The sequence below is a fragment of the Neobacillus niacini genome (assembly GCF_030817595.1).
GTDB classification, from domain to species: Bacteria; Bacillota; Bacilli; order Bacillales; family Cytobacillaceae; genus Neobacillus; species Neobacillus niacini_G.
This window is the reverse complement of sequence record NZ_JAUSZN010000001.1, coordinates 6,689,156-6,711,520: the sequence shown is the minus strand read 5'-3', so window position 1 is coordinate 6,711,520 and position 22,365 is coordinate 6,689,156. Positions and strand designations below refer to the sequence as shown.

Below are 22,365 nucleotides of genomic sequence, written 5' to 3'. Positions count from 1 at the left end.
TTTTAGTGTTAGATTTTACATAATGAGTTTAAACTATTCTTTTTACTGCGGATGTTGTAAGATAATTCAGGATACTTTTGGGAGGGGAAATAGATGAGAAAAATAACATTATCAAATGGCAAAACCGTAGAAGTCGAATGTTTAAGCTGCGCGTTAACTAGTGGACTGATTGAGCCAGATGGCGGCGTTATTTTCGAGACAGAACACTTCCATGCGCATCAAGATGTTGCTTATCCAATTGAAGGGCTAGTCATCTTGGCTTCGAAAAGACATATAAAATGCTTGGATGAACTGACGGATGAGGAAAGACTGGATTACATAAATACCTTGACAAAAATTAGGAAAGCTCAGCGGGTGATTCTAGGTATTGACTATGTTTATTATTTCTACAATGAAGATACCACGCATCATTTCCATACCTGGTTAGTACCGCGTTATAAGTGGATGAACGAATTTGGCAAATCTGTTGAATCCGTTCGGCCTGTCCTGTTAAATGCGAGAAATCAGCGGAACACGAATGAGAATCATCAAAAGGTTATGAGTGCCATCGAAGCCTTAAAAAACGGATTAATTTAAAAAAGCCCGATTAGGCATCCGAAAGTTATGAATATAAAAAAAACCAAGAATCTCACCTACTCAATGATAGATTCTTGGGCAATACGCTAAACATTTCTATTAAACCTGCTCCACCGTTGAATCTTTTACTGAAATACTTTTATACTTTGTTTTCCTATTCATTATGTTCTTAGATTCACTTTTGCTGTAATATTTACCTTTTGTATAAACAGCAATGATTACCGTAAGAAGGGAAGCTAAAATGGCCGCAAAGAAAGTGGCTGTATTTTGTAAGAACGTTCCCATATACCCTAAAGCTGCTATGGTTCCAAGAACACTTGACACAATTAATGGGACAACGCCAACTGGATTCCATTTGTATAATTTTTCTTGCCTTGCTTCATATTCTACCGGTACAATTTTCAATAATTTTTTTACGACTAAGGCATCTGTAACTAAAATAGCTGCCCATGCCATCAATAGGACTCCTTGGAATGTCATCGCACTACCTAAATAATCAAGAATCCCACCTAACATTAACGCAATCGATAGTACACCTGAGACAACAACCCAAAAACGCCGACTTGGTTTGAAATGAAATACATTCTCAAAGAAATTGGATAATGAAAGGGATGCACTGTAAATATTTGTGACATTGATTCTTATTTGTGTCAACATCGTAAATACTACGCCGCCTAGTCCAATAAGTGTGACAATGTAAACCCCAGGATTAGATTCAGCTAAACGGACACCAAACCATATTCCTAGTAACCCCATGACACCAAAGCAGAAAATTTGGGGAATAAACCCAATCATAATAGAGCCAATTTTAATATCCTTTGGCTTTAGGAAGCGCGCATAGTCTGACGCGATAAGAGCGGTTAAGCCCATAATCCCGTGCTGCATACCAATACACAACAGTAAGGCGGTTCCACCTGTTTGTACACCCTCTGGTAAGTATGTCCAAAAACTACCGTCAAAATTTGATGGTGTTTTGTAAGCAACGATAATCGTGAGAATTAAAAAAATGCCAAAAATCGGCAACGACCATTTCTGCAGCTTATCCAATTGTTTAATACCAAACCAATTTAATGGAATAACAATTGAACCGAATACAATAATTAGTAGCCATAATGGAATTGCGGGGAAATATGCATGTATTGCCGCTACGAGAATCATCCCTTCGAAAGCACAATACATGATAAAGTTGGATGCGTAAATTAAGGAAGTTAAAGAGGCGCCTATATAGCCAAACCCTTGCCTAGACATGAGATTGACATTCATTCCTGATTTTGCCGATAAATAAGCAATGACAGTACCTAATACACCGGCAATAATAATAGCATAAATCGCTGAAATGATAGCGTTTGTCGCACCAAACTGAAGGGCCATTACACTACCCGTTTGAAAATAAAAAATGGCTGTCGCAATCCCAAAAGTAATATTGGTGACACTAAACCATCCCATATTCCGTTTTTCTTCTGGAACCTGTTCAAATGAATAATCATCTTTCGCTTCTTCTTGCATACCTGTTGTTTGGTCTAAACTCATGCAATCATCCTTTCATTTCCGTCCCCTTTTCTAAAAATAATTTTCACATTCATCTATCCTCTATCACGACTGAATGCTAGTTTAGAGGGCAACAGAATGTGTTTTTTTTTGGAAATTAGCTACTGTTTCTTCAGCAAATTCCCATTACATATATTCTATTATATACACAGTTAGTTGACATAATCAAATTATTATCGAAAATAGGTATAAAAAACCCTTTAAAAACCACAACTTATTTCGATTAACTAAATATACTTATACACTTTTTTGTATAAAAATCACCTTTGTTACATGAATAAAAAAACCACTTTCAATCAAGTGGTTTTTATGGGACCTCTATCCAAAAAGGGGTCGAATCGAAAGAAACAACCCATCAATGACTCGCTATAATTGAAATCAGTTTATCCTCAATTTTCTTCCCTTTTGCTTCATCCATCAGATTATTTAACATAATAGAAAATATCATGGTTTGCCCGCTTTTCGTAGTAATATACCCTGATATAGTACTTACCGTAGAAATAGTCCCAGTTTTTGCTAATACCTTTCTTTTTACATCCGGACCTTTCATCCGACTTCGTAAGCTGCCGCCTTCCATTTTCCCACTTACTCCTGCAACCGGCAGGGAATGAAGAAAAGCAGGAAACCACGATTGCTGCTGGACGGCAACTAATAAGTGAGATAGCTGCGCCGCCGGAACTAAATTGACATGTGAAATTCCGGAACCATCCCGTAGTACCAGTGTTTCCGTGTTTATTCCAAACTTAGCTAACTCTGCTTCCATGACCTCAATGCCCTTTTCCCAACTGCCTTCCCCTTTTACCACTCTTCCCATTTCTTTTACTAAGGTTTCAGCATGCCCGTTGTTACTCAGTTTCATAAACGGAACAAGTAAATCAGCAAGTTTTATCGAATTATGAGTATGTAGGGTTTTGGCTTGTGTTGGAGCGGTTCCAGTTTTTACTTTTCCTGAAAGTTGAATGCCTTGTTCTATTAGTGATTGTTTAAAAAGTGCTAACGCATACCGCGTCGGTTCCCAAACACCCATCCATTCCTTTTCACCTTTTGAAGTAACAGGCAAAGTTCCCGTTATCGTAATCGTGTTTTTGGCGTGCTCTCTTTCATAGATCAATTTCTTTTTTCTATCCTTACCAACCGTTTCCGTTTGATTGATGATTTTTACAAAGTCTGTTTTTGGTTGTACTGTTATATCCGCCTTATCACCTTCATGATTGCCCGGTTTGACTTCAATCATTACCGAACCCGAATCATAGTCATGGGTTGGTGAAGCCGTTAAGGCGGAAATCTGTGCACCATAGTAGGTTTGCTCATCACTCCATGGCAGATCGACCGAATATCGGACATCATCATACCAGGTATCATCACCAATTAAATGACCGGTTATTTTTTGGATCCCCATTGTTTTAAGTTCGCCTGCCATCTTATCAAAGTCTTCCTTTAGGAGAGTAGGGTCGCCCTTTCCTTTTAAATACAGATTCCCTTGCAGGGTTTTCTTTTTTATGATCCCGTCTGTGAGTACTTCTGTTTTGAAGGTATAGTTTTCCCCTAGCACCGATAATGCAGCTGCCGCTGTGAAAAGTTTCATATTTGAAGCAGGGCGCAGACGGACATCTCCAAAATGGTCAAAAATCACATCACCGTTTCTGGCATTCCGTATACTTACACCCGCAATTGCGCCTTGTAAATTGGGGTCCTCATTTAAAAGTTGATTTAATTGCTGTCCCAAATTGTCCACTGCAAAGACTGGTTGTGTTTGTGGGAGTAATGTAGCTAAGAAACATAGTAAAATGATCAAATTCAATCGTTTCAGCAAAATTCTTTTCCAACTTTCTCTTTTTTCATAAAGTCTTCCCAAAAAACTAAATTTCTCCTCTTCTCAGAGAGAAAATTTAGTAATATTTTTCGATAACGGCGTTGCTGTACCCTATATCAGCGTTAATCAAAATATATCGACGATGGCACCAAAAGATAATTTACCTTATTTCGACACTACAATATTCCTACTCAAATAAGACCAATTCTGTGGCGCTGGCAAGCTTATCTGCCAAAAAGTGGTGCCTGACAATTGGTAAACATCAATCAACCGATATTTTCCTATAAAACTTCTACTATCCTCAAACCAAACAACCTGTTCTACTCCTGAACTCCAATGCCGATACCATGGAGACATGGAGCGCTCGTCGAATTGAATCGGCGAACCTGTTGAAATCGCTTGGTTTTGGGCTGAAACAACTGACATCGCTCGGGTAGCGCTTGTCCCCACCACCTTGTCATAACCATAAAGCGCCATCGCAATTTGTAGTTTCCGAGGATTCATTTGAGTGAGGGAATATTGAACGACCTGCTCGATCCACCAAATAGGAGCAATTGGATCCGGTGGCCCGCCTGGGTATCCATAATCAATGGTCATCACCGCAACAATATCGGCAATGCTCCCGATGGCAGCATAGTCGTATGCTCCAATAATCCGATTTGTTGGAATATCTTCTGTTTTCGCATGTACATTTACATGGAGTATTAACTCTCCCAAAGCATTTTTTAAATCTCTTAAAAATAAATTGAAATCATTACGCTGGGGTGGTGGAATAAACTCAAAGTCGATAGAGACACCGCCAAACCCCCTCTGCCTGGTCAAATTGACAATGCTTTGAACCAAATTCCTGCGGTAAACCGGATTTGCTAGGACTAGACCAGCAAGCTCCGCGCTAAAATCTACTCCTGTAAAATTACGTATCATTAATAGCGGTGTAATGTTCAATTGCTTACTCCTCGTCACTATGGCTGAATCCTCAATCAGGTTATAGGCATACCCCTCGGTTGTAAATGAATACGCTACCACCGCCAAATACGTTAATTGTCCCGCAAGTGAATCTAGTAAAGAAAGAACGGCACTCTCGCCATATGGCACTATAAACCCTAATGTCGCTATTCTTAATTTTAACGGTGAAGGAATATGGATTATTTGACCAACAGAAAGTTCATTCGGATTTATGCCGGGATTGGCTGCTAAAATCGACGAAATGTCCGTTCTATACCTCTGGGCTAGTTCCCGAATTTGATCACCCGATTTTATTTGATAGGAGCGGATTGGCAGTTGGCTGTCCGGAATGTACAAGGCAAGACCTGGTACAAGCCTGCTGGCAGACGGGAGCCCATTTAGCTTGACAATCGTTTGGATGGGAACGCCATATCTATTTGAAATTTGCCACAGACTCTCTCCCACTCCCACCACATGTACACTCATACCACTCACACTCCTTTTTACCTAAATCATATGGGAAAACCGCTTAGAATATGGCTCTTTATATCAAAAAAACGAACTGGGACCAGCCAGTTCGTTCTTCCATAACCTATAATCTTGGATCAATTGGTTCCGCTTCTAATGCCAGTATTCCTAACACGCATTCATGAACACGTTCCAATGACTCTCTCTTGATAAATCGATTCACAGCTTCGACACCAAGAGAAAATTCCTTTAAAGCATTGCGCTGCTTCTTGCCTGCATTTCGTTTCTTTAATTGAGTTAAATTTTCAGGAAGCAGATAATCAATCCCATAGATGATATGCAAATACTTGCGGCCTCTGACTTTTATCGCAGGCTGCAGAAGTTTGCCTTTGTGGCGTGTAATATAAGATTCTGGTTTCACCACAAATCCTTCATGACCATCCTCCGTCATTTCTTCCCACCATTTAATGGCCGCTTTCATCGACGCTTCATCACTAACAATTTGGTATTCTGTTTCTAAAAACAAACGAGAAATCCCGCTGAATTCTTTATTTTTCTCCATATGCCATGTATGCGGCTTATCAAAAAATGTTTCTGAGCTGTGTGCCAATGTATGGAATGGTGCGATTTGAATTCCTTCCATTTCTTCTGTTTCCCAACAGTATTTCTGATACACCTCATTAAACACTTTGGCATTTTCGATCCCTACATCATTTTCCTGACCCCAGCTTAAAACATTCTTTCCACTATCAAGAGCCTGTTGTAGAGAATCCTTTAATTTATGCCGGTCAAGCAGCGCCATTTCCCCAACATGTGCATATTGGTTTACTATCAGGTCTTTCGCCTTCAAATTCCATGGAAGAATTTCTGCATCAAGCAATACGAAATCCGTATTGTATTTCTCAAAATAACCACTCTTCACTAAATCCTCATTCAAGGCACTGACAACTTTTTCTTGCAGCTCTTTTTGAAAAAATGCCCTACCTGTACGGGTATAAATAGTTCCTAACATTTCTCTGCCTACATACTCATTGGCAATTTCTTGATTTTTAAATAAAAACAGTATTCCCCTGCTGCCCATATGTTTCTTTTCCACAACCATCTTATCGACACCATTTGCTTGATAGTAATCGAACGCCTCTTGTGGGTGCTCAAGGTATTCTACCAGACCAGACGGTTTTGGAGTCGGACTCATCGTAGGAGGAAGGTACACGATGTCTTCAAGCGGCAAGGTGTAATGAGATAAGTCATCTATAGCGGGTTTCACACCATCATCATAAATCCTAATCTCGCCGTACTGTTCCGTTAATACCGAATATCCTTCTAAGAATTTCATGATATTCGGTGCTGCAAGTCTCTTTAGTTCCCATTCCTTCAATGGATTGTCAGGCACATTCGCATAATCCTGTTTCGCCATGACCGAAACAAATTGTTTTTCAGGATAACGGTATGCCGTTAAACTGCCACCGAAAACCACTCCTTGGTCAATATTTAATGTGTTGTTAACCAGCAAAGGCTGCGGCTTTGGATCATGTCCCCAAAGAATGAGTTCACTTGATTTATGAGAAACCGTCCAATCCTTTCGAATTGGCCTATCGTTCTCATCAAGCCCTTCACTATCACCATAGCGGCAAAAATCAGAAATACGGAGCGACTGCTTTCCGATATAATGGTCCTTGATTCCAGCATGAACAGCTACAACAGCATTAACCCCATTTTTTCGAATAATATAGTGAGATTTCGCTTGTAAGAGTAACTCTTTTATTTGTTCCTTTAACTTCTCGGCAGCCTCACTGCCGAAATTACGCTCATATTCTTCAAATTCAGCAGCAACATTTTCATCACCATGTGCCATTTTTACATTTTTTCCATCGAGCCAGCGGGCGATTTTCCAGCCGTGATTACTGTCAATCATATAGGCAAGTCCGGCTGAAACATGCTTTTGGAAGAATTGAAGTGTTTCGATGGACCTCGGTCCCCTGCTCAATACATCTCCTAATGAAAGAATTTTCCTTCCTTCTGGGTGGATGAAATACCCTTCATCGTTTTCCTTGTATCCAAGTTTGTTAAGCATTTCAAGAAATTCATCCAAACAGCCGTGAATATCCCCGATGAAATCGATTCCAGTTCCAACATCAATATATAATGGGTTTTCTAGTCTACTTACATTTACTACTTGAAGTTCATCTTCTCCAAGCATGTAAACACGGCGATATGGCTTCTTTATTATGAACCGAAGTGTATTTTTAAAATGTTGATACTGCTGCTTGATCCGATTTCTTCCTCGAGGAAAAGCTCGCTCCATATCCCGTCTCATCAATTCCGTTTCTGAAATATTCAAGACCAACGCAATCACAGGCACATGATATTCCTTCCCCATCTGCAGATATTTTTCATGTTCTTCCTCTCGTAAATGGGTTGCGTCGATAAACGTTAACTTATTGAGTTTGCAGCGTTTTGAAATAACGTAATCCATTGCCTCGAATGCGGCACCAGATATTTGCTGGTATTCATGAAATAATGCTTCGCTTTCTTCTTTGGGACGTCCGTTCCAGCTAATAAATTCAATGTCGCTGACTAGAACGCGAAATTGATCAGAGCTGACCACTTCAGATGGTTGAATCTGCTCTTCTTGTATTAATTGATTTAATAATGTTGTTTTCCCGGTATTAGAGGGTCCGACTAACAGGACAATTCCCGCATGCGGTAAATGAATAGTTGTCATTATTCCTCCTCCCTTCGAAAAATAGCCATTTGCGTGGGTTGACCAAATGTTGGATGGTCTTCACCAATCCCTTGTATATTGACGTGATAAGGACAGTTTTGAGACCATTTTTTCACATTCTCAGCAAATTGCGTTCTCGTCCATTCAAAACGGTGGTCATCATGACGCATTTCTTCTTCCATCTCATAAAGCACATTGTATTCCTGATTTGGTGTTGTCACAATCAGCGTCTTGGGACGATAATCATTTAAGATAATATCAAAAATTTTTGGCAGCCTGTCTTCCTCGATATGTTCAATCACTTCACATAAAATGATGATATCTTTGTTTTGCAATCGGCTATCATAATAAAATAATGATCCTGGCAAGGACTGTGGCTTGACATATCCTTCTGTTTTAATTACTTGCTCAAATTTTTCAATCGCCTTAATTCGTGCTTTATTCGAAGGCTCTATCGATAGAATTTCTTGAACTCCTTCAACAAAACCAAGCTGGACTGAGAGACGGCCTTCCCCAGCACCTAGGTCCACAATTGTTTCTTTGTGGGGCAGCGTTTTTATATAGTTTAATATGTGTTCATAACGGAGATCATTTAACCTTACTTTTTGACTCTCATCCTGATTACGTATGTGCGGCTTCTTTTCGTAATATTTTGATTGAGAAATAAGCGCGTTAAAACGGAGTGCCCGTTTGACAATCAACTGTTTTAGGGGATGGTTTTCCAGCCATCCTTCTCCGTACCGATCGAGTTTTTCAATTTCTCTTTCATCTAAAAAATAATGCTTATAGTTATCGATGACAGGTATGAGTATCGATACATGCTTTAATGCATTTTGAACGCTCTGGCTCCCAGATAATTTGACAAACCGAGCAGAGCTCTTTTCCCGAATGGTGCTGACTCCACGCTCAATTTCCACCTTGTACCCAATAGGTTCAAACAAATCAACAATCTCTTCATCCTGTAAATCCGTTGCCACCGGACCAAATACCAGCTCCATATCGAATTCGTGACCTACCCATTTCAGGTATTCTTCATCTGGCTTTCCATTTAAAGCAGTACCTAGCGCCTTGCGGATGGTGGTAATAAAAAGGCTGCTGACAGCAAACTCACGATCATTTATGTAATGAGTGATATCAAATAAGTCTGAGGAGTTTCGCACTAAATCAATCGGGTCGGGCTTTACATAAATCAAAAACTGAACTTCATCTTTTGTAAAAATAGGATAGACGAGCCGAACCTTGAAGCCTTTCTCATCACGCTCATACGGGTTATTCGGGTTCTTTGCGATAAGATAAGAGACTACATCTGCCCCCGATCCCCTTACCTTTAATGACAACTGCATACATTACACTTCACTTTCTTCTGAACTATTTTTTTCTTACCTATTATCATTACTTAAAATTGGATATTTTAGAAACGATTATTGATAAAAGTTAAAGAGACGTACCGGTATTTGGTTACGTCCCTCTCTTGTAAAAATTAAATTTTGATGAGCTTTATATTATTTGCAATGACCGTGCAAGGTCTATAATTTACATTTGGGTCATTCTAGACCACCTGGAATGACCCAAATCCCTTTTCAATTTGCGTTCGGGTCACTCCAGACTACCTGCATTAACCCAAACCCCTTTTCAATTTGCGTTTCGGTCACTCCAGACCACCTGCATTGAACGAAACCACTTTTGATGTTCCATTTCGGACACTCCAGACCTCCTGCAACGACCGAAACCCCTTTTCAATTTGCATTTCGGTCACTCCAGATTACCTGCATTGACCGAAACCACTTTTCATGTTCCATTTCGGTCACTCCAGACCTCCTGCAACGACCGAAACCCCTTTTCAATTTGCATTTCGGTCACTCCAGACCTCCTGCAACGACCGAAACCCCTTTTCAATTTGCATTTCGGTCACTCCAGATCACCTGCAATGACCGAAACCCCATTATATTTCAGATCTCGGTCACTCCAAACTCACTGATTTAAATCGTACCGATGAAATTCAGTGATGCGATATCCTTGGAATCTACGGCACCATCTAAAATTTTCTTAACGTCATTTAATGTGTCCTTTAAACTAACTTCCGCGCCTTTAATACCCGTAAATTCTTCAGCAACATAGAATGGCTGTGTCAAATATGCCTCTAAACGTTCGCCCCGATGATACGTCTCAATTTCTGAAGCAGGGATACCGTTAATCCCCTTTACATTTACGAGGGAACGTAGTTCACGGTAGCGTCGTAATAGTTTTTGCGCTTTTTGTTGGATGGTATGGTGGTTTTGATCTAGGTGAGCTCCTTCCAATACGGAAGATGTAGAGTAGATTGGGTTTACCGCTGGAAATCGATGTCTTGCTGCTAAGTCCATATCAAACTGCCATAATGTTTCAAGCGGTCCATATGGAAGGTCTTCATCCACTGAAGCCCCTTTTAAATCTAGTAAAAAGGTTGTAACGGACTTGATATCGACATCTTGTAATTTTTCTTGAAGCTCGTATATTTCCCCTGTTAAAACATGTGAACGGTCAGCAACAAAAATAATCTCTTTAGTTTTACCTACCACTGACATTTCTTCGAAAGCCTTTTCAATTGTCTCAGCAACAATCTCTGTATCTTCTAGAATTTCCGCTAACTCTGGGTGATCGTTTTCTGGTTTTAATAATACCGTTGCAAAAACCCCTCTATTAAAACGGTAAAATAATTCTGCTAACACAACCAACTGACCCATACCTGGTCGAGCAACAAGCCCAATGGTGCCTCCCTTTACAATTGGCGCAAACAAATCTAAAGTTTTAATTTTCGTTTCAATCATCTCTACATTCTCCCCTCTTAAAATCAATTCATCTAGACTACATTGTGCTAATTCTGCTAAAGCTACGATGGTCCGAACTTCAGAACGTCCTACAGGAATTTTCCCAGTGCATAGGTTTGAAACGGTTGCAGGCCGTAAACCCACTTCCTTTGCAGCACTGGTAAGATTGGGCACCCTTCTTCGCAACAATGGAACATTCAATCTTATATTTTCCATTATTTTCACCTCCTTACTTTATATAGTAAATTATGTTACTCTGAGACGCAACAATAAATTACGCTTAAGAGTAATTTTTTTAATTTTAAACGTAATAAAAAGCAAAAGAAAGAATTACAGTTTTGAATCACAACAGGATAAGGGTTTTGCTAATTAGTTTGGGGTTTTTTGTTTGGTACCGAAAAAATTCCCAAAGTTGAGGTAAAGTTCCGTTTTTATGTCTTGAAATTATTGCGTATCATGGGGTTATGTTAATGCAATACGTTGATATAAAAAAAGAACAGGGCATGTATTTTGAACACGCTCCGTCCTGACAAGTGAAGAGGACGGCCTTACAGCCGTCCTCTCGTATAGTGTTTGGGTGCATACTGCAAGTTGCCTACGCTTTTGCTATTGTGGAACGGGTTGTTGTTACTCCATGATGTAGCACTCGCGGCTTTGCGTGTTGCCCTTGGTGTCAACGTAGACCTTGTAGGCTCCAACCTCATAGGTGTCGGCCGCGTTATTGCTGATGCTGAAGGTCTCGCTGATGACGTTCGTGTTGCCGTCGGACAGCTTCTCGGAGATTTTGATAGTTAGGTTGTTCTTGTTGCCGGACAGCTGCTCGACCGAGGCCGACGGAGTTGCCGAAAGCACAACAATCTCTTTCCAACCGGCGTACAACGTCATGTCGTTGGTGACAGGCATGTCGAAGTTCCATGGGGTTTCAAGCTTGGCGTCGCTGAACCAGCCGTCAAAAAGGAAGCCGGCCTTAGTCGGGTCTTCGGGCTTTTCAATATTGCCGCCCTCACCCACAACCAGAGAAGCAATCTCAGAACCGCCGTTGGTATTGAACGTCACAACGTGATCTCTATCGGTGGCGTCTACTCTCACGTTGTGTAGCATAACGGTGTTATTGGTTGTCATACCGCTGCCGGCGTAGTCATAAGAGGAGTTGCCAGAGTTGTTAATGCGAATGCCGAAGCCACCAAAATTGTTGTTACCCAAAGCGCCGGTTTCATCCGTCCACGAGAGGTCGACCGAATTGGGAAGATTTTGTTGAATTTGCAGCGGCGTCTTCTTGGACAGCGTCGAGGCCTTTACGCGAAGGGTGCTGCCCGTTACGGAAACGGTCATGGTGCTCTTCGGCATAAACGCAGCTGTCCTAAGTGGCTGGCTCAACGGAGTCTGATTGGTGCCGTCATATTTATACAGCGTCCAGATCGTAGCGTTAGAGCCGCCCGCAGCGGTACGTTCTACGCGCAGGCCATACCCCACGCGGGTCGCTGGATCGTATTTTACATAGATATCCATGAAGTTGCCGTTCCCGCCGAAGCCCTGACCCTCTACCTTACTGGAGGAGTAGTTCAGGACCATCGACATGTCGCTGTAGTTGCCGGTTTGACCGAACACGAATCTGGTGTTCGTACCGCCGGAATTGTTCTGAAGGCCCCAAATCTTATCCGTGCCGTTGGTTCCAATCCCCCATCCCCACGGGACTGCTGTACCGCTCACACGGTCAAAAAACCATCTGTTCTTCGTGGTGGTATTGTCTTCATTGGTAAAATACAAATTCTTAAAGTCGGTATACAACGACTTTTCCGTTACATCGGCCGCCGTGATCGCACGCTTGGTGTATACCGTGATGGGTGCGCCGGTGGAGCTGAACTCATACTTGGGTGTGATAACGGCGCGCAGGTAGTAACCTACGTCGTACTTATTAAGAGCGTATTTTTTATATGGTTCGTCCACAAAGAATTCGTTAGCGTCGTTGCGCATCGTCCCGATATGAATGCCGTTTGTAGTATCGGGACCTGTCTCGCGGTACCATTCGATGACGGAGGTATCCTTGTATCCGAGCTGGTCCAGCGTGTAGCTAAGCGTCGCAAGGTTCTCGCTGATATCAATTGCGGGCGTCGTAACTACAGGTGCAGGGACAGCCGTCGGGCGGATATACAGCGTCGCGCCGGCTGAGATACCGCTCGGAAGCGTGCCCGTCACAATCGTCTTAACGATCGCGCCGGTATTGTTGGGCTTGGCGGTCAGCGTAATGACCCCAGTCGCGGCGTCAACGGTGCCGTTCAACAGATTCGTATCGTACGACCAAACGGTATTTTTCACGTCAACAGAATCCGCTGGAGACGGGGCGGGTGTCAAAACGGCCCTGTTGGTGTTGTCCGTTTTGTCGGAATACATGGTTTTGCCCTTTGCTTCGATTAAGAATCGATACGGAAGGTGGGCGTAAGGTTCCCACTCAGCGTTGTACTGGCCTTTAGGGTCCCAACCGTCATTCCCCTTTAAGAGGTTATACACGTTGTATTCCTCGCCAACTTTAAAAGCATTAAGGGCGTTTCCAGTAAGCGTGACAGAGGTTTGCGGCTGTGATGGGCTGATTACGAGCGGCTTTTTTTCCTCGCCGATTGTGTTGTTCGACACAAAGTGGCGGGAGTCCTCGCGCACCACGTTTTCCCACTCGACAGATTCAATCCGGCCAGTGAACTGGGTATCGATGATGGCGAAGATCCCGTTCGCGTTAGGGCCGATTGCGCTCGACTGCTTGGCAAGGTAAACATCCGTACTGGTCATTTGCGGCATGCCGATGATTTTGCTGCCCAAAAGGACGCTGACGCCGCCGTTACCAGCGCCGTTGACGGACGGGTGGTTGCCGAAGAAGTGGAAGGTACAGTTCTCGTACACATTGACACCGCCGGCGAAAATAGAGTCATCAGTTAATTGGAAAAAGCTGTCTAAGAAATAAGCGCGGGTAGGCGCAAGGTCAAGCATCATATTCAAATAGCCGACGAACCGCGTGTTTTCAAAGTACAGCCTATCCGGCGCACCAGTGCCGTTTGCTCTCGTTAACACCTCGGCGTGATTTTTGGAGTCTATGCGCTTTTTCATATTTTGCGACGGATCGCGCGGATAAACCAAATCCTCCTGCGCGTAATTGGCGATGGTGATGTTCTCGCTGTGGAAGCCTGAGGAGATGCCAAGTGAATACCAGCTGCCGTTCGCGCCTAGGCCAGTCTCGCCCCCCTCACCGCGGTTGCCGCAGATGATCACGTCTGTAGCATCCTCAGTAAGGCCGAGGAAAGAGACGTTTTCGCCAAAAATGCTAAGGCCGATATTCGGACCTGCAATCACTCCGCCTTCCTTATACGTCAAATCCGTCCAGTAAACGCCGGGGACTACATACACCGTCGTGCCCTCGAGCAGCGTCAGCTCACGTTGATTTTCGGACAGCGTTCCCAAGGTCTGCAGCGTCTTTGCGACGTAAGGGTTTTCAAGCTCTTCAGCCGAGGCGTAGGCATTCAGCAGACGATGCTTCTCGTCCACCTGGACCCACTTAGCGTAGAGCGTCATGGAACCGACTACCGTGTTGTTCAAAAAGTCCCACATATGGACTCTGGTGGTTTTATCCGTGTACCAGCCCACAAATACCAAACCGTCTTTTTTAGGACGTTCCGGAACCTCGATCGTGTCGCCGGCGTTTACGTGCTGCGGATCTACCTCGCTGCCTCCGTCGGTGTCAAATGTCACCAACAGGTCTCCTTCGCTTACCACGCCGTTTAAGTTGTTGATGAGGTCGTTCGCCGCTTCCAAAACGGTGCGCGCTTCCGCCCGGGCTGCCTGTAATGCAACTTTTTCCTCAGCCGACGCCCCTTCGGCATTTTCCAAACCATCCGCCAGCGCCTTTACGGCAGACATCTGCGACTGCAGCTGGGCAACCGTGGTAGCATTGACCGACTTGGCCGCCTCCACTTTGGTTACCTTGTCCTGCAGTTCCATCTTAGCGATTTCTAATTGGTTAATGTTTTCTTGCTCAGACCATGTGCCTGAGGGGGCACCTACGTCATCGCCTTCCGCGGCAAAAGCGATTGCCTGGAATATGTTGAGCACGAGAAGAACGCTGAACAGAATACTGACTGTTCTCTTTCCTACCATCAGACATACACTCCTCTCTTTTTTATATTCGAATGCTGCCCATCACACCCACAATGATAAATGTCCGGCGCCGCGGCTTCTGGCAGATTGGCGGAGCCGGTATGGTTACAGCTGATATTCATTCCGTCTTAGCGGTTTCCAAGTGGATAGTTTTTTCTTACTCCACGATGTAGCACGCGCGGATTTGTGTGTTTCCTTTTGTGTTGACAAAGACTTTGTAGTTGCCGACCGTGTAAGTGCCTTCCGCATTGTTTTTAATGGTGAAGGTATCAGAAATTTCATGAGTTTTGCGATTTTGATAGGTTTCTGTTACTGTCACAGTCAGTTCATTTTGATTACTGTTCAGTTTATTGACTACTGCTGAAGGCGCAGCATCCACCACTGTCAACTCGCCTACCAGATAAACATCCGACCATTCACTTGCACCGGCAGAGTTGAGGGCGCGGACTCTGAATGAATAAGCGCCACCTTCTTCAGCTTCGGCAAGAATGGCTTTCAAATTGGCAAACTGGTCGATATCCTGGGTGATGAAGCTTGTAGGACGGCCATTGGCTTTAACGGTCATAAGGGTTGTCCACTCATTAGCGCCATGATCCCATTGAATTTCATACTTTTCTGTCAATACATCTGTATTCACCCAGTTGACAGTGAAGGTATTTTCATGGACAACAATTTTACCTGGCGCTTCAATAAACTCTCCCACCGCAGAACGTACTTCATCATTAATCACAACACTAGAAATCACAGGAGTTGTTGGCGCCTCCTCTACTTTCGCAGCATGTTGGGCACCTGAATACGTTTCAATTTCAGTTCGTAAAGCCTGGGATTGTTCGGCTGTACCTGTTGGCCAAACACCTACTTCACTAGGTCTGAATTTCCAATCCAATTGCGCTGCCGGACTTGTTGACATATTTGGATTAGTAGTGGTCGAATCATGAGCAACGACGATTCCCACATCTTCTTTTACATTAAAGTTTTTTGCAGAGCTTTCGTCAAAAACATTCGGTTGAAGCTTCAGGGCAGCTTCTCTGAGAGCATCCAGGTCTTCTTGGGTAATGCCAGTCATGACATCGGTAACGGTTCTAAAGCCTTCTAAAGTTTCAGGGAAATCCCCTTCAGTCACCGCTTCGTAGGACACGATAAATCCCGGGGCATCACCGAAGAAGTGATTATATCCGGCATTTGGAGTTCCTGATGGTAAGTCGGATCCGAAATCATTGGATTGGAAGCCTCTTGCGTGACCTTGACGGCTTCTCAGGAATGGGAAGTTGACATGGTCGAAAATATTTCCTTCCGCCCAAATGTTGGCATTATGGGCAGCACCGATTCCATAACCCGTGTTACGTTCAAAGAGAGTATTATGATACGGATGCCCCTGAACATCTTCGAACAGGTTGTTGAAGACGTGAACGCGTCCATTGCGCACCCGTGGTGTTCTTTCTTCAGAACCTTCGAACCAGTTATGGTCGATGGTTCCATAGTGCGCGCTGATTGAGCCGGTACCGCCACCAATCAGCATCACTTTACTGCTGCCGCTGAAGTGGTTATAGGCAACGGTGTAGTTTCTTGCATGGTTGGTGACATCAACGGCGCCGTCACCTTTAGCTTGATCGGGATCGGCCGCATTGGCAAGGTGCAGGTTTTGACCATAACCAAAGCTGTTGTTATGCACCCAATAATTTGAACCTCTTGTGGTGGTGTTTTGACCATTAAGTTCAATGGCGTCATTTGGCCAATAATCGAAGTTCAGGTTGCGGATGACAATATTGTGGGCGCCTCCGGTACGAATACCCCACCCATAAAGCAATGCATCCGGACCGATACCTTCAAAGGTGATATTTCCGTTGCCGGGACCGACTAAGCGGTCACCACCTGTAACAGTCCCTACGAAACGAACGATTAACGGAGTACGTTCATTTGGAGTAGCTCCTCTATCTGTTTGAAATACTGCATTTCCCCAGAAGGTAGTTTCTTTATTTTCTTCGGTGACATAGATGACTTTTGCCTCAGGATTTGCGCGTCCATCTGGCAGGTATCCACCTACAGCTCCATCTAAAGCAAATTCATGATTTCCTTGGAATTCATTTTCATTAGAAGGAACAAACGCAGCTCCGTTACGTGGGAATGAGCGCGTTTCCAGATTGGAAAAGGTTTCAAGGACTTTCCCATCTCTGTCCCGAATCTGAATTTCATATTCCCCTTTAGGTAGGCCGGGAATATCCACTCGCCAAGTGCCGCGGGCCTCGTCTACTACACGAACTAGCAGTTTGTTTTCTTCGTCATTAACTAAAGTCCAGTCTGTTAAGAAGTCTTCGATCAGGCTATCATTACGCCAATCGAGGATGTTTTCGCCTCGGACATAAACTTCATAGTCTGCATCGGTGCTTCCTGTCCAAGTCGCAAAAGCGGTCTCAAACCAGGTCCCGGCTTCTTTGGCAACTATTTCGTTAGAAGCCGCCGAATCATTAGCGAAAATCGGCACGTACCCGAATGATGAGAGCGCTAACATTGTTGCTAAAGCGATACTGATTCCTATCTTTACTTTTGAAAAAAACATTTTAATACTCCTCTCCTTACTCCGTTCGATACCCTGGCCAATATTACCCTTGGTTATTTTCTTTTTTTCACCGTTATGCTTTAGATCTACGTTTCAGTAACACCACTAGAAATATACATCTGATTTCCTCCTTTCAGGATATGATTATAATGAAAACGGTTTCTCGGATAAATTAAAGATTTTAAGATGTTTGATTAAAATTTTAAGAATATTATGTAAATTTTTATCCATTATTTCACAACCGCTGGCTGAACTTTAATCGCTTATACAAATACTGGTCACGAAATGAAAGAACCGTGCTTTCTTTTCAAAGAATCCCATAATAAAACAAAATAAAAAGGTTCAAATCATTTGTGATTTGAACCTTAAATGGTACTTTTTAGAAATCTTCGGCAAAGCGTCTTCTATATTTAGCACTATGGCAGGCGTCACAGGTTGGAAACGAGTGATCCCAAGGGAGGTTCTTACCACAGTTTCTACATTTTTTCACGAATTTTCGAATATCCGTTTTTAATTTATCTTGGACCTTGTCACTCATTTCTTCACGCAGCCGTTCCCAATAAATGGCCTCGGTGCGCTCGCCTAATCGATATAAAAAGAGCAAATGCAAACCAAGGGCTTTATATGCTAATTCAAGATCCTCTAAACTCCGCTCCTTGTAGGGTGGTTCTGGTAAAGGCGTACCCTGGATGATCGCATACATCGTATCTTCCCATTGTCTGGTTAACGTCGGTTCATTTTTTGAAAAAGGAAGATGTAAAAACCCATATAGGTCCATTAAAGGTAATCGCGCTTCAATTTCCGTCCCAGCAATCAGGTTGTAAAGTGAGCGTTCTTCCGCTAATGATGCTTTTTTCGTTCCTGAAGGGCTTTTAAATTTCCCCCAAAGCTCAAAGAATGTTCCTAAATCACGATAATACCGTTGGAACCGCTCGAACACCGAGTTGGTTGGTGCGATAGCAAACGTATGAACGGGTTCATCCTCTTGATTCAACAATCTCCTCATGAGCCTAATGTCTTTGGTAAATGCGACCTTTCCGACATCATAGATCCCTTTACGTCCGGCTCGTCCGGCAATTTGTTTCACTTCTTGCGAGGTTAACAACCGCCTTCTGGTTCCATCAAATTTCTCATTTTCTAAAAACACAATCCGGCGAATAGGCAAATTCAAGCCCATTCCAATGGCATCAGTGGCTACAATGACCTTCGTTCTACCGTTGTTAAATTGCTCAATTTGCTTCTTTCTTGTTTCTGGCGGCATGCTGCCGTAAATCATGCTGACAGAATGACCATCACTTTGAAGTCGAGACGCCGTTTCAAGCACCCGTCTTCTTGAAAAACAAATCAGCGCATCCCCTTTTTTTACATGTTTAATATGGAATTCTTTTGATTCTACTTCTAACGGGGTATCCCTGCTGTATTCATGGATCTCAATGTCCGATTCTCCTAACAGCTGCAGCAGCATCGGTTTTGAGTTCCTGCTCCCGATAATATGGACTTCATGAGCGTTTGCTTTTGTTATTGCTTTGTACCAAGAGAAGCCACGGTCCTTATCAGTAATCATTTGTGCTTCGTCAATGACGACGATATCATAACTTTCCTTTTCATGAAACATTTCTACCGTGCAGGAAAAATGGTTAGCACCAGGAACGATTTTTTCTTCTTCACCGGTTTTTAGCGAACATGGTGTACCTTCTGCATTTAACTTATCATAAACCTCCAGCGCTAAAAGCCTGAGTGGAGCTAGATATAAGCCGCTGTTTGCCTGCTTCATTTGCTCAAGTGCATGGTGAGTTTTTCCCGTATTGGTTTCACCAATATGAAGAACATAATGAACTCTGCGTCCCAGTGATGGATTGTACTCCTGACCGAAAATATCCTCCATCATTCGCTCTTCAGCTTCTCTTTTTCGTTTTAATTCTGCTTCTTCCTCCGCCTTTTTACGTTCTCTTTCGGAGTAGTCCTTTTCAAAAATTTGCTGATGGACGGTTAGGTCAAATGGAAGTTCTGCAATTTTCAATAAATCCGAAAGATATTCCTCTTGAATATCTTCAATAAAATAATCTTCCACTTCATAAAATAGCTGTGTCATACTCCCCTTAATGAAGAAAGGAGTCAATTTTTCACCAAATGCTTCTTGAAATTGTTCCTTCATCTGTTGCGGAAGCTTTTCAAGAATCCTTTGCGGTATTAACTCAGATAGATAGTCTGAAATTAAGCTTTCATAAACAAAGAAATAAGTTTGATATTCATACAAACTCCGTCCCCAGTGAACCGTCTTATGAATATCTCCTGTCAGCTCCTCAAAAAACTTTGCCACTGTCGTATAAGAATCAGGATTAAAATGACCTTCATCCACTAATTTTTCTTCTAGCGCAAAGGTATCGACATTCTGAAATTTCACATTGTTCTTGATGTCTGCAGCCAATTGCTTCGCAGTAAAATAACGAACATAGAGATAAAATTCAGTATAATCCTTTTCCAATATTTCAGCAGCGATTTCTTCTATCCTTTCTGCGAGCGTATGGCGCAATTCTGCCAAACGGTTCGCTTCTTGTCTTTTTATAAAATCTGCTTTCGCTTGGTGAAATCTTTGTTCCCATTCCTCTTCTTTTCCGGCAAACGTTTCTTCGGTCCATTCCTGCACATGAAAAGGCTGATATTCTCTCATTTCATCCCGAAATAACTTATTAATAAGTTTACGGTCTACTCCTTGCACTTCAAACCCTTTTTCCAGTAAAAACTCTTTTTTTTCGTTCTTTGGAACATCATTTGTGACCTTATTTAACCAGACATTAATCCAAATTTGCTCCAGATAATGTCCGCGGTCATTTAAATATTGATTAAAAGACGGAAGACTTTCTTTTGATTCTAAATAAAAATTCATATCTTCGATGACTTTATTCTTGGTATGTTCAATGGCTTGAGGGTAGATGGCGGTTAATTTACTCAACTTCATCCCTCCTGTTCTATAATTTGGTCATTCAAGTGTATCAAATAACTGGAAACAGAACTAATATTAAGCCCCTAAATTTCGCGTTTATTGCAGTATTGATCAACTAAATCCTCTATCTGATCTAGTTCTGGAAAATCACCTGAAAATTCAAATTTGATTTCTTCAATGAATCGATTCTTGTTATATACATGAATGGCTCCATTTTGGTGGCTGACACTGTATTCAGGTACAAAGCGAAATCCGTTTCGTTCAATAGCTCCCATGATAATCCCCTTTTTTAAAATTTTTTTTAGTATTTACTAATAAGCGGTCATTAATCTCCAAATTCGCCGTTCCCTATAAGGGGTACTAAGAGAACGCGTCTAATCATATTCTCATAGGAGAAAACCATTAGGAGGAGTGGGAAGTCAGGTGATTAACGTGAAGGTTCGTTTACGGCCTATGGTTAGTAAGATAAATTTACCCACTGTTATGAAAACGGCTATACTGCCGGGTGACTCAATGGAAAGATTATTTATTGCCACCCAAGTCGGAGAAATCTTTTACTTAAGTAATGGAGTTATTAGACCTTTTTTAGATATTCGGCGTAGGGTTATAAAACTTGGTTCTTCTGGTGGTTATGATGAACGAGGATTGCTAGGACTGGCGTTTCATCCCCAATTTTATTATAACGGTCTGTTTTATCTTCATTATTCAGTTGAGGGAACACAAGGTCCAGGTGCTCTTTCTGAATCTTTTACACCTAGCCCTTGTGACCCGAGAACTTTAAATCTAAGGTGGATAAATAGAGAAACTCAATATGACCATATTGATACAGTGGAGGAATGGATTTTACAATCGAATGGTCAACCTCAAAAACGCCGGACATTACTTAACGTAAGAAGACCTTTTATGAATCATAATGGCGTCAACAGCTTGAACTTTTCACCTGAAACAGGAAAACTTGTTCTAACAACCGGGGATGGTGGATCAGGCTATGATCCATTTAATTTAAGTCAGGATGCGATGGAAATTGCAGGTAAGATCATTGAAATCGACGTTGTAAAAAATACAGGTATCCCGAACCCACCCGTGGTCACACGTTTCAATGAACTTCCCATACCTATTCAGGAAACGCTTAGTATAATGGCAAAAGGAGTTCGCAATATATCAGGCATTTCCTATCAAAGGGTTCATCAACAGTATATTAAATATGTGGGGAATGTCGGACAAGATTTGGAAGAGGCAATTTTTTCATTCTTTCATTATAAACCAATACCAGTTACTCAGCTTGTTCAAGCCGCTTCTATGAATGTTCACCTTGACCCAGAAGGATTCGTAAACTTTGGCTGGCGGGGGTGGGAAGGTGCTTTTCCTACTTCATTTATCAGGGGTTGCACGAATAATCCGGCTTTAGATGAGAAAATAATTGCTTTTTACAATGAAGCAATAACTACTTCAGTGAGGCGTCTTCAGCCTTTGACTAGTTATTATCATAGAGATCCACGATCAGATAAGTTTAGTGGAACCGCACTAACAGGAGTGCAAGCCTATATGGGGCATGCACTTCCCGCTTTATCGGGAAGCGTTGTGTTTATCGACCTTGCCCGGAAAGAATCTCAACCTCAGGCTAGAGGGGCATTAGCTTACACCCAAGTAAGACAGGATGGGAAACAAAATGATTTTAGTGTGATTAATACTGATTATGATTTTGGGTCACAAGCCGCTTACTATGTTAGTTTGGGAAGTAATCTAGATCAAACCAGACTATATTTAGGGGTTTATGGATCGATGAGGGTGACTGATTTGAACCAGGGTACTGTTTTTGAAATTGTTCCTTAATTCTTCCAA

12 protein-coding genes are annotated in these 22,365 nt (G+C 42.4%); 2 read left to right on the top strand and 10 right to left on the bottom strand.

Annotated elements, in window-relative coordinates:
• The first annotated feature begins 93 nt into the window (after positions 1 to 93).
• The gene (locus QFZ31_RS32315) at positions 94 to 576 is read left to right on the top strand and encodes an HIT family protein (RefSeq protein WP_307311254.1); all 483 of its coding nucleotides are present in this window, start codon (positions 94 to 96) and stop codon (positions 574 to 576) included.
• Between the two features lie 99 nt (positions 577 to 675).
• Here the strand turns inward: QFZ31_RS32315 and QFZ31_RS32310 are convergent, their stop codons facing one another.
• The 10 genes from QFZ31_RS32310 to QFZ31_RS32265 all read right to left on the bottom strand — a co-directional run bounded on the left by QFZ31_RS32310 (position 676) and on the right by QFZ31_RS32265 (position 20,798).
• Positions 676 to 2,106 carry a purine-cytosine permease family protein gene (locus tag QFZ31_RS32310; RefSeq protein ID WP_307311251.1) on the bottom strand — a complete coding sequence of 477 codons (1,431 nt, stop codon included), beginning with the start codon at positions 2,104 to 2,106 and terminating at the stop codon, positions 676 to 678.
• A 373-nt stretch (positions 2,107 to 2,479) separates the two neighbouring features.
• Positions 2,480 to 3,979 (bottom strand): D-alanyl-D-alanine carboxypeptidase/D-alanyl-D-alanine-endopeptidase, encoded by a 1,500-nt coding sequence (gene dacB, locus QFZ31_RS32305; RefSeq protein ID WP_307311249.1) that lies wholly within the window; start codon positions 3,977 to 3,979, stop codon positions 2,480 to 2,482.
• A gap of 123 nt (positions 3,980 to 4,102) precedes the next feature.
• Entirely contained in the window at positions 4,103 to 5,368 is a 1,266-nt protein-coding gene (locus QFZ31_RS32300) for a glycosyl hydrolase family 18 protein (protein WP_307311248.1), read from the bottom strand.
• Between the two features lie 106 nt (positions 5,369 to 5,474).
• Positions 5,475 to 8,075 (bottom strand): polynucleotide kinase-phosphatase, encoded by a 2,601-nt coding sequence (locus QFZ31_RS32295; protein WP_307311245.1) that lies wholly within the window; start codon positions 8,073 to 8,075, stop codon positions 5,475 to 5,477.
• Positions 8,075 to 9,418, bottom strand: coding sequence for a 3' terminal RNA ribose 2'-O-methyltransferase Hen1 (locus QFZ31_RS32290; RefSeq protein ID WP_307311243.1), 1,344 nt, complete (start codon positions 9,416 to 9,418; stop codon positions 8,075 to 8,077). Before QFZ31_RS32290 ends, QFZ31_RS32295 begins: the two co-directional genes overlap by 1 nt.
• A gap of 636 nt (positions 9,419 to 10,054) precedes the next feature.
• Complete coding sequence (locus tag QFZ31_RS32285; RefSeq protein WP_307311240.1) at positions 10,055 to 11,098, bottom strand: hypothetical protein; 1,044 nt, start codon at positions 11,096 to 11,098, stop codon at positions 10,055 to 10,057.
• A 411-nt stretch (positions 11,099 to 11,509) separates the two neighbouring features.
• Positions 11,510 to 15,022, bottom strand: coding sequence for an InlB B-repeat-containing protein (locus tag QFZ31_RS32280; protein ID WP_307311237.1), 3,513 nt, complete (start codon positions 15,020 to 15,022; stop codon positions 11,510 to 11,512).
• A 157-nt stretch (positions 15,023 to 15,179) separates the two neighbouring features.
• Positions 15,180 to 17,579, bottom strand: a complete 2,400-nt coding sequence (locus tag QFZ31_RS32275; RefSeq protein ID WP_307311235.1) for a hypothetical protein — start codon at positions 17,577 to 17,579, stop codon at positions 15,180 to 15,182.
• A gap of 379 nt (positions 17,580 to 17,958) precedes the next feature.
• Entirely contained in the window at positions 17,959 to 20,532 is a 2,574-nt protein-coding gene (locus QFZ31_RS32270) for a helicase-related protein (RefSeq protein ID WP_307311233.1), read from the bottom strand.
• 74 nt (positions 20,533 to 20,606) lie between these two features.
• Positions 20,607 to 20,798, bottom strand: coding sequence for a YbxH family protein (locus QFZ31_RS32265; RefSeq protein WP_179603371.1), 192 nt, complete (start codon positions 20,796 to 20,798; stop codon positions 20,607 to 20,609).
• Positions 20,799 to 20,946: 148 nt separating this feature from the next.
• On the opposite strand from QFZ31_RS32265, the gene QFZ31_RS32260 reads away from it, so the two are divergent.
• Positions 20,947 to 22,356, top strand: coding sequence for a PQQ-dependent sugar dehydrogenase (locus QFZ31_RS32260; protein WP_307311227.1), 1,410 nt, complete (start codon positions 20,947 to 20,949; stop codon positions 22,354 to 22,356).
• Positions 22,357 to 22,365: the final 9 nt, after the last annotated feature.

Excerpts from the sequence above, each read along its gene's own strand:
- QFZ31_RS32280 (WP_307311237.1), bottom strand. The coding sequence starts at position 15,022 with ATGGTAGGAAAGAGAACAGTCAGTATTCTGTTCAGCGTTCTTCTCGTG.
- QFZ31_RS32285 (WP_307311240.1), bottom strand. The coding sequence starts at position 11,098 with ATGGAAAATATAAGATTGAATGTTCCATTGTTGCGAAGAAGGGTGCCC.
- QFZ31_RS32275 (WP_307311235.1), bottom strand. The coding sequence starts at position 17,579 with ATGTTTTTTTCAAAAGTAAAGATAGGAATCAGTATCGCTTTAGCAACA.
- QFZ31_RS32290 (WP_307311243.1), bottom strand. The coding sequence starts at position 9,418 with ATGCAGTTGTCATTAAAGGTAAGGGGATCGGGGGCAGATGTAGTCTCT.
- QFZ31_RS32295 (WP_307311245.1), bottom strand. The coding sequence starts at position 8,075 with ATGACAACTATTCATTTACCGCATGCGGGAATTGTCCTGTTAGTCGGA.
- QFZ31_RS32265 (WP_179603371.1), bottom strand. The coding sequence starts at position 20,798 with ATGGGAGCTATTGAACGAAACGGATTTCGCTTTGTACCTGAATACAGT.
- QFZ31_RS32310 (WP_307311251.1), bottom strand. The coding sequence starts at position 2,106 with ATGAGTTTAGACCAAACAACAGGTATGCAAGAAGAAGCGAAAGATGAT.
- QFZ31_RS32315 (WP_307311254.1), top strand. The coding sequence starts at position 94 with ATGAGAAAAATAACATTATCAAATGGCAAAACCGTAGAAGTCGAATGT.
- QFZ31_RS32300 (WP_307311248.1), bottom strand. The coding sequence starts at position 5,368 with ATGAGTGTACATGTGGTGGGAGTGGGAGAGAGTCTGTGGCAAATTTCA.